The sequence below is a fragment of the Acidovorax sp. NO-1 genome, assembly GCF_000238595.1.
GTDB lineage: Bacteria > Pseudomonadota > Gammaproteobacteria > Burkholderiales > Burkholderiaceae_C > Acidovorax.
Genome location: NZ_AGTS01000077.1, coordinates 38,609 through 51,937 on the forward strand (window position 1 = coordinate 38,609; position 13,329 = coordinate 51,937).

8 protein-coding genes are annotated in these 13,329 nt (G+C 63.5%); 5 read left to right on the forward strand and 3 right to left on the reverse strand.

Annotated features, from left to right (window positions below; translation table 11 throughout):
* Positions 1–10 precede the first annotated feature (10 nt).
* The gene (locus KYG_RS10155; RefSeq protein WP_008904799.1) at positions 11–817 is read right to left on the reverse strand and encodes a PP2C family serine/threonine-protein phosphatase; all 807 of its coding nucleotides are present in this window, start codon (positions 815–817) and stop codon (positions 11–13) included.
* A gap of 179 nt (positions 818–996) precedes the next feature.
* Here KYG_RS10155 and KYG_RS10160 point away from each other — a divergent pair, with 179 nt between their 5' ends.
* Complete coding sequence (locus KYG_RS10160) at positions 997–3,045, forward strand: ATP-dependent DNA helicase (protein ID WP_034694029.1); 2,049 nt, start codon at positions 997–999, stop codon at positions 3,043–3,045.
* Here the strand turns inward: KYG_RS10160 and KYG_RS10165 are convergent.
* Positions 3,008–3,805, reverse strand: coding sequence for an outer membrane protein assembly factor BamD (locus tag KYG_RS10165; RefSeq protein WP_008904802.1), 798 nt, complete (start codon positions 3,803–3,805; stop codon positions 3,008–3,010). The two genes, KYG_RS10160 and KYG_RS10165, sit on opposite strands and share 38 nt — an antisense overlap.
* Before the next feature lie 176 nt (positions 3,806–3,981).
* Here KYG_RS10165 and dnaE point away from each other — a divergent pair, with 176 nt between their 5' ends.
* The 4 genes from dnaE to KYG_RS23290 all read left to right on the forward strand — a co-directional run bounded on the left by dnaE (position 3,982) and on the right by KYG_RS23290 (position 11,860).
* Entirely contained in the window at positions 3,982–7,515 is a 3,534-nt protein-coding gene (gene dnaE / locus KYG_RS10170; protein ID WP_008904803.1) for a DNA polymerase III subunit alpha, read from the forward strand.
* Between the two features lie 109 nt (positions 7,516–7,624).
* Positions 7,625–7,993 (forward strand): ATP-dependent Clp protease adapter ClpS, encoded by a 369-nt coding sequence (gene clpS, locus KYG_RS10175; protein ID WP_029414237.1) that lies wholly within the window; start codon positions 7,625–7,627, stop codon positions 7,991–7,993.
* Positions 7,994–8,050: 57 nt separating this feature from the next.
* Positions 8,051–10,399 carry an ATP-dependent Clp protease ATP-binding subunit ClpA gene (clpA, locus tag KYG_RS10180; protein WP_008904805.1) on the forward strand — a complete coding sequence of 783 codons (2,349 nt, stop codon included), beginning with the start codon at positions 8,051–8,053 and terminating at the stop codon, positions 10,397–10,399.
* An 894-nt stretch (positions 10,400–11,293) separates the two neighbouring features.
* Positions 11,294–11,860: a hypothetical protein gene (locus KYG_RS23290; protein WP_008904807.1), complete on the forward strand. Its 567-nt coding sequence runs from the start codon at positions 11,294–11,296 to the stop codon at positions 11,858–11,860.
* Between the two features lie 33 nt (positions 11,861–11,893).
* On the opposite strand, the gene KYG_RS10190 is transcribed toward KYG_RS23290, so the two are convergent.
* Positions 11,894–13,192, reverse strand: coding sequence for a lytic murein transglycosylase (locus KYG_RS10190; RefSeq protein ID WP_034694033.1), 1,299 nt, complete (start codon positions 13,190–13,192; stop codon positions 11,894–11,896).
* Between the last annotated feature and the right edge of the window lie 137 nt (positions 13,193–13,329).

Here is a 13,329-nt window from a genome sequence, read left to right on the forward strand (position 1 = left end):
CCGAGCTTGATCAGGGCTTCGCGGCGTCTACCGGTGCCAGGCGAGCGACTTTTTTCTCTTCCACCAGCGCCTCTATCTTCACGATGACCAGGGAGAGGTTGTCCCCACCGCCGCGTGCGCGCGAGCGGGCTTTTTCAATGAGGAACTCGGTGGCTTCCCGCGGGGAAAGGGAGTCCACCACCGAGCCGAGTTCGGTGGGCGAAAAGTAGTGCCAGACGCCATCGCTGCACGCCATGAGCACATCGCCAGGTTGCAGTTGCGGGATGATGTGGGTGGTGATGGGTGGATCGCTTTCAGTGCCCAGGCAACCCACGAGGATGTTGGAGTGCGGGTGGTTGTTGGCCTCTGCCTCCGTCAGCTCTCCCCGGTCCACAAGCGCCTGAACATAGGAGTGATCGCTGGTACGGAACACCATGCGCGCACCCTGAAAGTGGTAGATGCGCGAGTCGCCGGCATGCACCCAGTGGCAGTCGCCACGCGGGTTGATGAGGAAGGCCGCAATGGTGCTGTGGGGTTCCTGCTCGGCCGAAATGGCGGTGAGCCGGATCACGATATGGGCCTCTTCCACCATGCTCTTGAGCATGGCAACCGGGTCATCTGTGTCTGGCGAGTAGCGCTCGAAGAGCTGGCGTGCGGTCATCATGACCTGATCCGACGCCTTGCGCCCGCCGCTGCGTCCGCCCATGCCATCGGCAATGACGCCCAGCACGCAGCCGTTGTGCCGTTCGTGGGAGATCAAGGTCACCTGATCTTGCTGGTACTCCCGGTCACCCTTGTGGATGCCGGTGGACGCGATGAGGCGAAACGCTTTGGTCATGCTGGTGATTGTGGGGGCGCTTGTGCAGGAGAGCTTCGCGCAAAGGGAACCAAACGCGTATTATCCGCCCGCCTGTGGCATTTTTGCCATCCTGCAGCACTTGCCTTGAACCTCCACCCGCCGAACCCGACTCTTTCGCAGCTTCCTGTGCAGCGCGCCTGCCACACTGCGCGCGCGTGATGGACCTGTCGGCAATGGTTCAGGAGGTCTTTGCCCCAGGCGGCGTTCTGGCGCGCGCCGACGTGCACTTTCAGCCCCGGCAGGGCCAGACGCAAATGGCGCTGGCCGTGGCCGAAACCGTGGAAAAGGGCGGGGCGCTGGTGGTGGAGGCGGGAACCGGCGTGGGCAAGACCTTTGCCTACCTCGTTCCTGCCCTGTTGAGCGGTGAGCGGGTGCTCTTGTCTACCGCCACAAAGGCGTTGCAAGACCAGCTGTTTTCACGTGACCTGCCGCAGGTGGCTCAGACGCTCGGTCTGCCCGTGCGCATGGCGCTTCTGAAGGGCCGTGCGAGCTATCTGTGCCTGTACCGGATGGAGCAGGCTCGCCACGACGTATCAGGCAGCGGGCCGGGTGTTGCACGCGTGTTGGCCAGGGTCGAACGCTGGTCGCAGGGCACCCGCTCGGGAGACCTCGCCGAGCTGACGGGACTGGATGAACGGTCGCCGGTGGTGCCGTTGATCACATCCACGCGTGAGAACTGCCTCGGTTCGCTGTGCCCACGGTTTCGGGAATGCCATGTCCATCTGGCAAGGCGGGAGGCCTTGGCTGCGGACATTGTTGTCATCAACCACCACCTCTTTTTTGCCGATGTAGCGGTCCGCGAGTCGGGTATGGCCGAGCTCTTGCCGACCGTGCGTGTCGTGGTGTTTGACGAAGCGCACCAGATCAACGAGACCGGCGTGCAGTTTCTGGGGCTCTCACTGTCCACGGGTCAACTGATCGATTTTGGCAAGGACCTGCTGGTGGCTGGGCTGCAGCATGCGCGGGGCTTCGCGGACTGGACGGGGCTGGCACACCGGCTGGACCAATCGGTCCGGGATCTGCGCCTGGCTGGAGGCACCCGCGCCATCGATACAAGGCTGCGCTGGACGGGCGAAGCACCCGAGGGGTGTGCGCCGGACGCCTGGCAGGCGGCCCTGCGCGGCGTGGCACTGGCGTGCGCACAGGCGCAGGAGGCGCTCGACGCTGCCAGTGAAACTGCCATCGACTTTGTGCGCCTGTATGAACGCGGGGCCGAGTTGCTCGCGCGTCTGAGCCATTTTGCGGGGTCTGCAAAACTGGATGCCGTGCGATGGGCTGAGCTGGGTGCGCAATTGCGGCTGACAGAATCCCCGCTGGACATCGCCGAGGCCATGCGGGCACGGATTCTTGCGAGTCCCGCAGACCAGGTAGATGACGATGGTTGGCCCGGGGAGAGCGCGCCCGGGCCCGGCAGGGCATGGATTTTTACCTCGGCCACCCTGGGTGACGATGACAAGCTGAGCTGGTTTACCGAGCGCGCAGGCTTGCAGGACGCGCGCATTCTGCGCGTTCCGAGCCCGTTTGATTACGCTTTGCAAGCAGCGCTGTATGTGCCAGGGCACCTGCCGTCCCCGTCTGATCCAGCGCACAGTGCAATGCTCGCGAGATGGGTCGCCCATTGGGCAGCGCAGCTGGGTGGCCGCACGCTGGTGCTGACGACCAGCCTGAAGGCCTTGCGCACGATTGGCGATGCACTGAAGGCGCAGTTTTCTGCGACGGGCGTGCTGGACGTGCTGGTGCAGGGAGAGTGGCCCAAGCGCGCGCTGATGGAGCGCTTTCGTGAAGGGGGTGATCACGGACAACGGGGCTGCGTGCTGGTGGCTTCGGCCACGTTCTGGGAGGGTTTTGACGTGCCGGGCGACGCCTTGCAGCTGGTGGTTATCGACAAGCTGCCTTTTCCGCCACCAGGAGATCCTCTCGTGGAGGCTCGCACGCAGCGCATCGAAAAAAATGGCGGTAAAGCATTCAGGTCGTACGCTTTGCCCGAAGCTGCGGTGGCGCTCAAGCAGGGCGCGGGAAGACTGATACGGCGTGAGACCGATCGTGGGCTGCTGGTGGTGGGAGACACCCGCCTGGTGACCATGGGCTATGGCAAGCGGCTACTCGGCGCGCTGCCGCCGATGCGGCGTCTGGAGTCAGAAGCTGAATTCGAAGCCGCTGTTCAGGCGCTCACCAGAACTTCCACCACGGATCAGACTTTTCCTTGAAGCCGTCGCGCAGATAGGCGCTTTGCGGATACGACGTGTCCATCACACGGCGGGCGTCGTCACGAAGCTGGGTCATGCCCAGCGCATCATATGACTGAATGAGGATGTACAAGGCCTCTTCCAACGCCGGCACTCCCTGGTAGTCTGCCACGGCTGCCTGCGCGCGGCCGATTGCAGCCACGTACGCTCCCCGCTGAAAGTAGTAGCGGGCCACATGCACTTCATACTGGGCCAGCGAATTCACGATGTACGTCATGCGCAGGCGAGCGTCCTGCGCATAGCGTGATTCGGGGAAACGCGTCACCAGCTCACTGAAAGCCTCGAAGGAATCCTTGGCAGCTTTCTGATCGCGTTCGGAAAGATCCTGACGGGATATGAACGAGAACAAACCGAGGTTGTCGTTGAAGTTCACGAGGCCCTTGAGGTAGAGCGCGTAATCAAGGGCGGGGCTGGCGGGATGCAGCTTCATGAAGCGGTCCAGCGTGGCAATCGCCTGGGCTTTTTCACCGCCCTTGTAATGCGCATAGGCCTTGTCGATCTGGGCTTGCTGGGCCAACGGCGTACCTGCAGCACGCCCTTCGAGCTTTTCAAGCAGGGGGACCGCCTTGTCATAGGCGCCGCTGTTCATCTCATCCTTGGCTTCTGAATGAATGCGGTTGGGGCTCCAGGTGGCCGTTTTGTCTTCGGTTGTGCTGGAGCAACCTGCCAGCAGACCGGCAAGCAGCAAGGCAGAAACGAGGGGCAATGGGGCACGCAGCATCGAAGGCAGCTTTCAGCAAAAGAAGAAACGGGGTGCAGGATATCCGGGCCTCAAAGAGGCGGACGCAGTCGGCATCGCACGCACTTCGGAGCATTGTAGCGGGGCGGCGCCGGTAAAGAGGTGGAGTGCCGACAGCATTCGACGGGTCGGCGCGGCAGGCTTTCTACAATGGCTCCATGTTTGTTCACTTGCGCCTGCACACCGAGTTTTCCGTCGTTGACGGTACCAATCGAATCGATGAGGTGGCCAAGGCGGCCGCCAAAGATGGCCAGCCTGCGCTGGCCATCACCGATCTCAACAACCTTTTTGGCGCGATCAAGTTCTACAAGGAAGCGCGAAGCAAGGGTGTCAAGCCCATCCTGGGGGCCGAGATTTTTCTGGAAGGCGAGGCGGGCGCAGCCCCCTCACGACTGATCGTTCTTGTGCAGAATCGCCAAGGTTACCTGAACCTGTCGGAACTGATCGCGCGTGCGTGGACGCGCAATGTCGTCAAAAACCTGGCGCTTTGTACCTGGGCCTGGTTGGAGGAGTTGTCGGAAGGGTTGATCGCACTGGCTGGGGCACAGGCCGGGCCTGTGGGGCAGGCGCTCCTGAAAGGGGACGAGCCGGGGGCCGCAGCGCTTGCCCTGCGCCTGGCAGGACTGTTTCCACACCGGTTTTACATCGAGTTGCAGCGCGCTGGCCGCGTGGACGATGAAAGCCATGTGGTGGCCGCGGCGCAACTGGCCGCCCGCCTGAGCTTGCCGGTGGTGGCAACCCACCCGGTGCAGTTCGCCACGGCCGATGACTACGAGGCGCACGAGGCGCGCGTCTGTATTGCGGAGGGAGAGATTCTGGCCAACCCGCGCCGCGTGCGCAAGTTCACGCGCGACCAGTATTTCAAGTCGTCCGCCGAAATGCAGGCCTTGTTTGCTGACATTCCTTCTGCCGTTGCGAACACGGTCGAAATCGCACAGCGTTGCAACCTCACGCTGGTACTGGGCAAGCCCCAGCTGCCGGACTTCCCCACCCCCAACGGCATGCCGATCGACGAGTTTTTCCGGTTTGCCTCGTTCGAGGGGCTCGAGGAGCGTCTGAAACTTCTCTTCCCCAAGGAGTCCGACCGCAACCAGCACCGTCCTCGGTACGTAGAGCGGCTGGAGTTCGAGATCGGCACCATCCTCAAGATGGGGTTTCCGGGCTACTTCCTCATCGTGGGCGATTTCATCCAGTGGGCCAAGAACAACGGTTGCCCCGTGGGGCCTGGACGGGGGTCGGGTGCGGGCTCGCTGGTGGCGTATGCGCTCAAGATCACCGACCTCGACCCCCTGCAATACAACCTGCTGTTCGAGCGGTTTTTGAACCCCGAGCGGGTGTCCATGCCGGACTTCGATATTGACTTTTGCCAGTCCAATCGGGATCGGGTGATCGACTATGTGAAGGAAAAGTACGGCAAGAATGCCGTGAGCCAGATTGCCACCTTCGGAACCATGGCTGCCAAGGCCGCCATCCGCGACGTGGGCCGGGTGATGGACATGAGCTACATGTTCTGCGACGGCATCTCCAAGCTGGTGCCGGGCAAGCCCGGCATGTCGTACACGCTGGCCTATCCGCCCGAGGTCAAAAAAGACGGCGACAAGAACAACTACGCGCTGGAGCTTGAGCCGCTGCTGTACGAACGCGTGCAGAAGGAAGAAGACGTCAAGACCATCATTGAGATGGCGCAAAAACTCGAAGGCATGACCCGCAACATCGGCATGCACGCAGGCGGAGTGTTGATTGCGCCTGGCAAGCTCACGGATTTCTGCCCGCTTTACCAGCAGCCGGGCAGCGAATCGGCAGTGAGCCAGTTCGACAAGGACGATGTGGAAGCCATCGGCCTTGTCAAATTCGACTTTCTGGGTTTGGCCACGCTCACCATCCTGGAGATTGCGCGCCAGTTCATCATGAAGCGCCACAAGGGGCAGGAAAACTTTGCGTACGACGCAGTCCCACTGGACGATGGGCCCACCTATCGGCTGTTCTCTGAGGGAAAAACGGAAGCCGTGTTCCAGTTTGAAAGCCGGGGTATGCAAGGCATGCTTAAAGAGGCGCGACCCAGCCGGCTCGAAGACCTGATTGCACTCAACGCCCTCTACCGCCCCGGGCCCATGGACCTGATTCCCAGCTTCGTGAATCGCAAACACGGCAAGGAAGTGGTGGAGTACCCGCACCCGCTGGTGGAGAAGGTGCTGGCAGAGACCTACGGGATCATGGTGTACCAGGAGCAGGTGATGCAGACCGCCCAGGTGCTGGGGGGCTACAGCCTGGGTGGCGCCGACATGCTGCGCCGCGCCATGGGCAAGAAAAAGGCCGAGGAAATGGCCGAGCACCGTGCCATTTTCCGAAAGGGCGCAGCCGAAAAGGGCATCAGCCAGGAGAAAGCTGATGAGGTGTTCGACCTGATGGAGAAGTTCGCCGGCTACGGCTTCAACAAGTCGCACGCTGCCGCTTACTCCTTGCTCGCTTACCACACGGGCTGGCTCAAGGTGCACTACACCGCCGAATTCTTCTGCGCCAACATGACCGTGGAAATGGACGACACCGACAAGCTCAAGGTGCTGTTCGAGGACGCGCAGAAAATGGGGCTCTCGTTCGAGCCGCCCGATGTCAATCGGGGCTTCTACCGCTTTGAGCCTGTCACCGACAGGATCATCCGATACGGCCTGGGCGCGGTGAAAGGAACTGGCCAGCAGGCCATTGAAGCCATCGTGGCAGCGCGCGAGGGGCGCGGAGACGGACCGCATGGGTCAACCAAAGGCCCTTTCAAGAGTCTTTTCGATTTTTGCCTGCGGGTGGACAAGGCCCGCATGAACAAGCGCACGGTGGAGGCCCTGATCAAGGCAGGTGCCTTCGACTCTATCCACATGAATCGCGCGGCCTTGGTGGCATCCATCGACCGGGCCTTTGACTTTTCGGCGGCCACCCTGGCCAATGTGAACCAGGGGGGGCTTTTCGACATGATGGGCGACGACGCCCATGGCTCCAGCACGCAAGAGCCGGATCTGGTGGACGCCGTGCCCTGGGGTATCAAGGAGCGGTTGACGCAGGAAAAAACCGCTGTTGGGTTCTATCTTTCAGGGCATCTGTTCGATGAAGTGGCCACCGAAGTGCGCCGGTTTGTGCGCACCTCCATCGATGAACTGCTCGACAGCCGCGAACCGCAGGTGCTCGCGGGCATCGTCAGCGACTTCCGCGTGATCAATGGTCAGCGCGGCAAACTGGGCCTGTTTCGGCTGGATGACAAATCGGGCGTCATTGAGGCGTCTGCGGACGAAGCGCTGCTCAATACCTACCGCAACCAGCTCAAGGAAGACGAATTCGTCGTGATGATGGGACGCTTGCAGCTCGACCATTTCAGTGGGGGCCTGCGCGTGAAGGTGCAGCAGGTGTGGGACCTGGCGGGTGCGCGTTGCCGGTTCGGAAAATACCTGCACGTTCTGGTGGGCGACAAGGGGCCAGACGTGCACCGCCTGGTCAAGGAGTTCCCTCCACGCCGCGAGGAGCTTGCCGAGGGTGAATTGTTCCACGGGCTGCGCGTGCGCATGGGTGTGCGCTGCATCGCCGAGGACGCCACAGCTGTGGCAGAACTACAGCTGGGCGAAAGCGCCCGGTTTTATCCCACGGACGCTGCATTGGCCGCCTGGACGGCCCAGGCAGGCAGCGGATCGGCCACCGTGGTGTACGAGTAGTCCGGGCACTCGGCAATCGCTCGGTGAAATATCGTGAAGCCGGTAGCTTGAAAAAAACCGGATCAACGTCAGATTTCTCTCACGGCAGCGCCCCCCGCGGATCGCTAGAATGATTTTCATGGCAACAAAACCACCTTCACCCCCCACCGCGCCGCCGGTTACACGGCCTGCGCGGGATGACGGCGGGTCGGTCGTGCTCGAAAGGCGCACGCAAAAGACCCAGCCGCCCCAGATGTACCAGGTGGTCATGCTGAACGATGACTACACCCCCATGGAGTTCGTCATCGTGGTTTTGCAGGAGTTTTTCAGCAAGGACCGAGAACAAGCCACCCAGATCATGTTGAAAATCCACCTCGATGGCAAAGGCGTCTGCGGCGTTTATTCCCGTGATGTGGCTGCCACCAAGGTGGAACAAGTGCTTGACGCCGCCCTCAAGGCGGGCCACCCACTGCAATGTGTCAGTGAGCCTGTTGAATAACAGGTTTTTGATCCCGATCTAAAGTTATCCCTTCCACGCAAGCACAAAGGAGTTCACATGATTGCCCAGGAACTGGAAGTCAGCTTGCACATGGCCTTCGTTGAGGCCCGTCAGCAGCGCCACGAGTTCATCACCGTGGAGCATCTGTTGCTTGCATTGCTCGATAACCCCAGCGCAGCGGAGGTGCTGCGCGCATGTTCGGCCAATATCGATGATCTGCGTTCATCGCTGTCGAATTTCATCAAAGACAACACGCCCCAGGTCGCTGGCAGCGATGAGGTGGACACGCAACCCACGCTGGGGTTCCAGCGTGTGATCCAGCGCGCCATCATGCACGTGCAGTCCACCGGCAACGGCAAGAAGGAAGTCACGGGTGCCAACGTGCTCGTAGCCATCTTTGGCGAGAAGGATTCGCATGCCGTGTACTACCTGCACCAGCAGGGCGTGACGCGCCTGGATGTGGTCAACTTCATTGCCCACGGCATCAAGAAGGGCGAACCGCCAGAGCCCGCAAAAGCCGAGAACCAGGCTGAAGGTGAGGAAGGCGGTGGTGGCGAGCGCAGCGAAAAGGCTTCGCCGCTGGAGCAGTTCACGCAGAACCTGAACCAGGCCGCCAAAGACGGCAAGATCGACCCGCTGATCGGCCGCCACTATGAGGTGGAGCGCACGATCCAGATCCTGTGCCGCCGCCGCAAGAACAACCCGTTGCTGGTGGGCGAAGCTGGCGTGGGCAAAACGGCCATTGCCGAGGGCCTGGCCTGGCGCATTACCCAGAACGACGTGCCCGAGATCCTCGCTGAGGCCACCGTGTATTCGCTGGACATGGGCGCGCTGCTTGCGGGTACCAAGTACCGCGGTGATTTCGAGCAGCGCCTCAAGGGCGTTCTCAAGTCGCTCAAGGACAAGCCCAACGCGATTCTGTTCATCGACGAGATCCACACCCTGATCGGTGCGGGCGCTGCGTCGGGCGGCACGCTCGATGCGTCGAACCTCTTGAAGCCAGCGCTCTCCAGCGGTCAGCTCAAGTGCATTGGCGCCACCACGTTCACCGAATACCGTGGCATTTTCGAGAAGGACGCAGCGCTGTCCCGCCGCTTCCAGAAGGTGGACGTGGTCGAGCCCAGCGTGGCCGAGACCATCGACATCCTGAAGGGTCTCAAGAGCCGTTTTGAAGAGCACCATAGCGTGAAGTACGCCGCCGCCGCCCTGCAGGCTGCGGCGGAGCTGAGTGCCAAGTACATCAACGACCGCCACCTGCCCGACAAGGCCATTGACGTCATTGACGAGGCCGGTGCCGCCCAGCGCATCATGGTGCCCAGCAAGCGCAAGAAGACCATTGGCAAGGCCGAGATCGAAGAGATCGTGGCCAAGATCGCGCGCATTCCGCCCGCCAATGTGTCCAACGACGACCGTGGCAAGCTACAGACGCTTGAACGCGACCTGAAAAGCGTGGTGTTCGGCCAGGACAAGGCGCTGGAAGTACTCGCCAGCGCCGTCAAGATGGCGCGTTCGGGCCTGGGCAAGGGCGACAAGCCGATCGGCTCGTTCCTGTTCAGCGGCCCTACAGGGGTCGGCAAGACCGAAGCTGCCAAGCAGCTCGCGTACATCATGGGCATCGAGCTGATCCGCTTCGACATGTCCGAGTACATGGAGCGCCACGCCGTGAGCCGCCTCATCGGCGCGCCCCCGGGCTACGTGGGGTTCGACCAGGGCGGCCTTCTGACCGAAGCCATCACGAAGAAACCGCACGCCGTGCTGCTGCTCGACGAAATCGAGAAGGCGCACCCGGACATCTTCAACGTGCTGCTGCAGGTGATGGACCACGGCACGCTGACCGACAACAACGGGCGCAAGGCCGACTTCCGCAACGTGCTCATCATCATGACCACGAATGCGGGCGCCGAGACCATGAACAAGGCGACGATTGGCTTCACCAACCCGCGGCAGGCGGGCGATGAGATGGGCGACATCAAGCGCCTGTTCACGCCCGAGTTCCGCAACCGGCTGGACGCCATCGTCAACTTCAAGGCGCTCGATGAGCAGATCATCCTGCGTGTGGTGGACAAGTTCCTGCTGCAGCTCGAAACCCAATTGGCCGAGAAGAAGGTGGAAGTCACCTTCACCGACACGTTGCGCAAGCACCTGGCCAAGAAGGGTTTCGATCCGTTGATGGGCGCGCGCCCGATGCAGCGCCTGATCCAGGATACCATCCGCCGCGCGCTCGCCGACGAACTCCTGTTCGGCCGCCTGACCGAAGGTGGTCGCCTGACGGTGGACATCGAGATGAAGACCGACGACAAGGGTGTGGAAACCCCCGAGGTGCTGCTGGACATCCAGCCGCTGCCGAAGAAGGACCGCGCCGCCAAGTCCGAACCAGCCGAGCCGGAAGAGGCCACCGCCGACTGAGGCATGCAGGGTGATGCGCGGCGGGCCCACCGGCCAGCCGCTTTCCATCCAGGCGTCTTTACCCAGGCCGACCGTCCTTGCGACGGTCGGCTTTTTTATTGTTAGCTCCCGTTTTGATAGCTACCAGCGCTTGATGGTTGAGCGTTTGAGCGCCATGAAGGCCAAAAATGGCGTGGAACGGGCGCAAGGTGCTATGAGATTTGTAGTCTGCGCCTGCGCGTGCCCACTGCGCTGATACGTTTGCGAACAGGTCCGCAAGGTGACAGACACCCGCAGCGCGGCACTGCAGCACATACTGCGCGCTTCCTGCACGAAAGGCGCGGCATGACGCTCTCCCTCCGACGTTTCGAACCTCCGCTGCGCGCAGCCGGAGCGTGCCTTGCGGGCGTCCATCGCCGCATTCGCCATCATCAGCCTGTGTGTAGCGGTGGCTGCCTGTGGGGGAGGCGGCGGCGCCGACCCCGCACCCGGCCCGACACCCGGGGCGCCCGCTCCCGCGCCGTCCGCGCCTGCTCCTACGCCAGCACCGGCACCGGGCACCGCCAGTTACGGCGATCTGAACGGAGCTGCGCTGGGCGTGGACGCCTCGCTGATCGGCGCGGTGCCTTTTCCGGCCGACAACGCGTGGAACACCGACATCAGCACGCGCCCGGTGGACTCCAACTCCGACAACCTGATCGCCAGCATCGGCCTGGACCGCGGCCTGTCCCCCGACTTTGGATCGGGCCTGTGGGAAGGCGCGCCCATCGGCATCCCTTACGTGGTGGTGCAGGGCAGCCAGCCGCGCGTGCCGGTGGTGTTTACCGACTATGCGGCCGAAAGCGACCCCGGGCCGTATCCCATTCCGCCCAACGCGCCCATTGAAGGCGGCCGGCCAGCGCTGGCGACCGCCATGTGGTCGTCATCGACCGGGACAACAACCGCCTCTACGAGACGGGCAACAGCTACCCCCAGCCGGACGGCAGCTGGCGCACCTCCGGCGGGGCCGTTTTCCATCTCGACAGCAACACCGTGCGCCCCACGGCGCAGCCGCGCTGGACCAGCGCCGACGCGGCCGGCCTGCCGATTTTTCCGGGCCTGGTGCGGTATGACGAGGCCTCGCGCGGGCCGGGCGGCATACGGCATGCGCTGCGCTTTACCGTCAGCCAGACCCGCCGCGCCTATGTGCCGCCGGCCACGCACTGGGCCTCCAGCAGCACCAGTGCCAACCTGCCGCCCATGGGCATGCGCGTGCGGCTCAAGGCCAGCTACGTGATCCCGGAGAGCTTCTCGGCCGAGAGCCGGGCCATCCTCACCGCGCTCAAGACGCACGGGATGATGGTGGCTGACAACGGCTCCAACTGGTTCCTGAGCGGCGCGCCCGACGAGCGCTGGAACAACGACCGCCTCAAGTCCGAACTGCGGCTGGTGCTGGGCCGGCATTTTGAGGTGGTGCGCATGGACGGGCTGGTCACGCCCTGAGGGTCCATGCGCACAAGTTAAGCGCAGCGAAATTCAGGGCTGCGCAGTCAGCCGCTCCAGCAGCTCCAGAGTCGGGTAGCCGTCCGCCACCGCGCCCACGCTCTGCTGATACCGCCGCAGTCCCGCCCGCGTGGCGGGGCCGGCCACGCCGTCGGGCTTGCCGGTGTCAAAGCCGCGCTCGTTCAGCGCCGTCTGCAGGGTGCGCACCTGCTCGCGCGACAGGGGTTGCAGGTCGCGGGGCCAGGCGGCCACCACGCCCGGCCCGCCGTCGATCTGCTGCGCCAGCAGCGCCACACCCAGCGCGTAGTTCACCGCGTTGTTGTAGCGCAGCAGGGTGCGAAAGTTGGGCCCCACCAAAAAGGCGGGCCCGCGCGCGCCGGCCGGGGCCAGGATGGACGCTTCGGCCAGCGTGGGCAACGTCTGTCCCTCCACTGCCTGCACACCCTCTGCTGCCCACTGCGCCGCGCCCTGGCGCACGCTGAGCTCGGCCCGGGTGTAGTCAAAGCCCGGCGGCAGGCGCACCTCGGCGCCCCAGGGCTCGCCGCTGCGCCAGCCCGAGCGGGCGAGAAAGTGCGCGGTGGACGCGGCCACGTCCGGGATGCTGCCCCAGATGTCGCGCTGGCCGTCGCCGTCGGCGTCCACTGCGTAGGCCAGGAACACGGTGGGCATGAACTGCGTATGGCCCATGGCGCCGGCCCAGGAGCCCACCATGCGGTCGGCACCGATGTGGTCCTGGTCCACGATGCGCAGTGCGGCCAGCAGCTCGCCCTGCGCCCACGCGCGGCGGCGCCCTTCATGGGCGAGCGTGGCCAGCGCATCCACGGTGCGGAAGCTGCCGAAGTTCTGGCCAAAGTTGCTCTCCAGCCCCCAGATGGCCGTGAGCACCGGGGCGGGAACGCCATAGCGCGCGGCGGCGGCGTCCAGCACGGCCTGGTGCTCGGCCCGCTTGGCCTGGCCGTTGGCAATGCGCTGGGGTGAGGCCGCGCTGTCGAGGTAGACCCACGGCGGGCGCGTGAATTCGGGCTGGGATCGGTCGAGTTCCACCACGCGGGGCAGCCACTGGGCCTGGCCGAGCACGTCGCGCACGGTGTCAGGGCGGATGCCCGCTGCCAGTGCCTGCTGGGTGAAGGCGGCGCGCCAGGCGGAAAATTCTGCGGTGTGCGGATCGGCAGGCGTGGAGGGCGTGGACAGGGCGGGTGGGGGTGGCGCGATGGGTGGCGCGTTTTGTTGCGACGTGGGTGGCGAGGTGGCAGATGCGCAGCCGGCCAGCGCCAGGGCTGCTGCCATGGGCCACGGTGCCAAGGTGCGCAAAAGGGAGTTCGGTGCGTGCATGGCCCCATTGTCCCGCGTGCCGACTTATCCCCTGTGTCTGTGTGTTGCACTATCGTTTTGATAGCTGCTAGCGCTTTATGGATATGCGCTGGGGGCCAAAAACACCTTAAAACCGGTTACATTTGACGGCTGTTCCC

Coding starts and splice junctions, on each gene's coding strand:
- clpA (WP_008904805.1), top strand. CDS start 8,051: ATGATTGCCCAGGAACTGGAAGTCAGCTTGCACATGGCCTTCGTTGAG.
- KYG_RS10190 (WP_034694033.1), bottom strand. CDS start 13,192: ATGCACGCACCGAACTCCCTTTTGCGCACCTTGGCACCGTGGCCCATG.
- KYG_RS10160 (WP_034694029.1), top strand. CDS start 997: ATGGACCTGTCGGCAATGGTTCAGGAGGTCTTTGCCCCAGGCGGCGTT.
- KYG_RS10165 (WP_008904802.1), bottom strand. CDS start 3,805: ATGCTGCGTGCCCCATTGCCCCTCGTTTCTGCCTTGCTGCTTGCCGGT.
- clpS (WP_029414237.1), top strand. CDS start 7,625: ATGATTTTCATGGCAACAAAACCACCTTCACCCCCCACCGCGCCGCCG.
- dnaE (WP_008904803.1), top strand. CDS start 3,982: ATGTTTGTTCACTTGCGCCTGCACACCGAGTTTTCCGTCGTTGACGGT.
- KYG_RS10155 (WP_008904799.1), bottom strand. CDS start 817: ATGACCAAAGCGTTTCGCCTCATCGCGTCCACCGGCATCCACAAGGGT.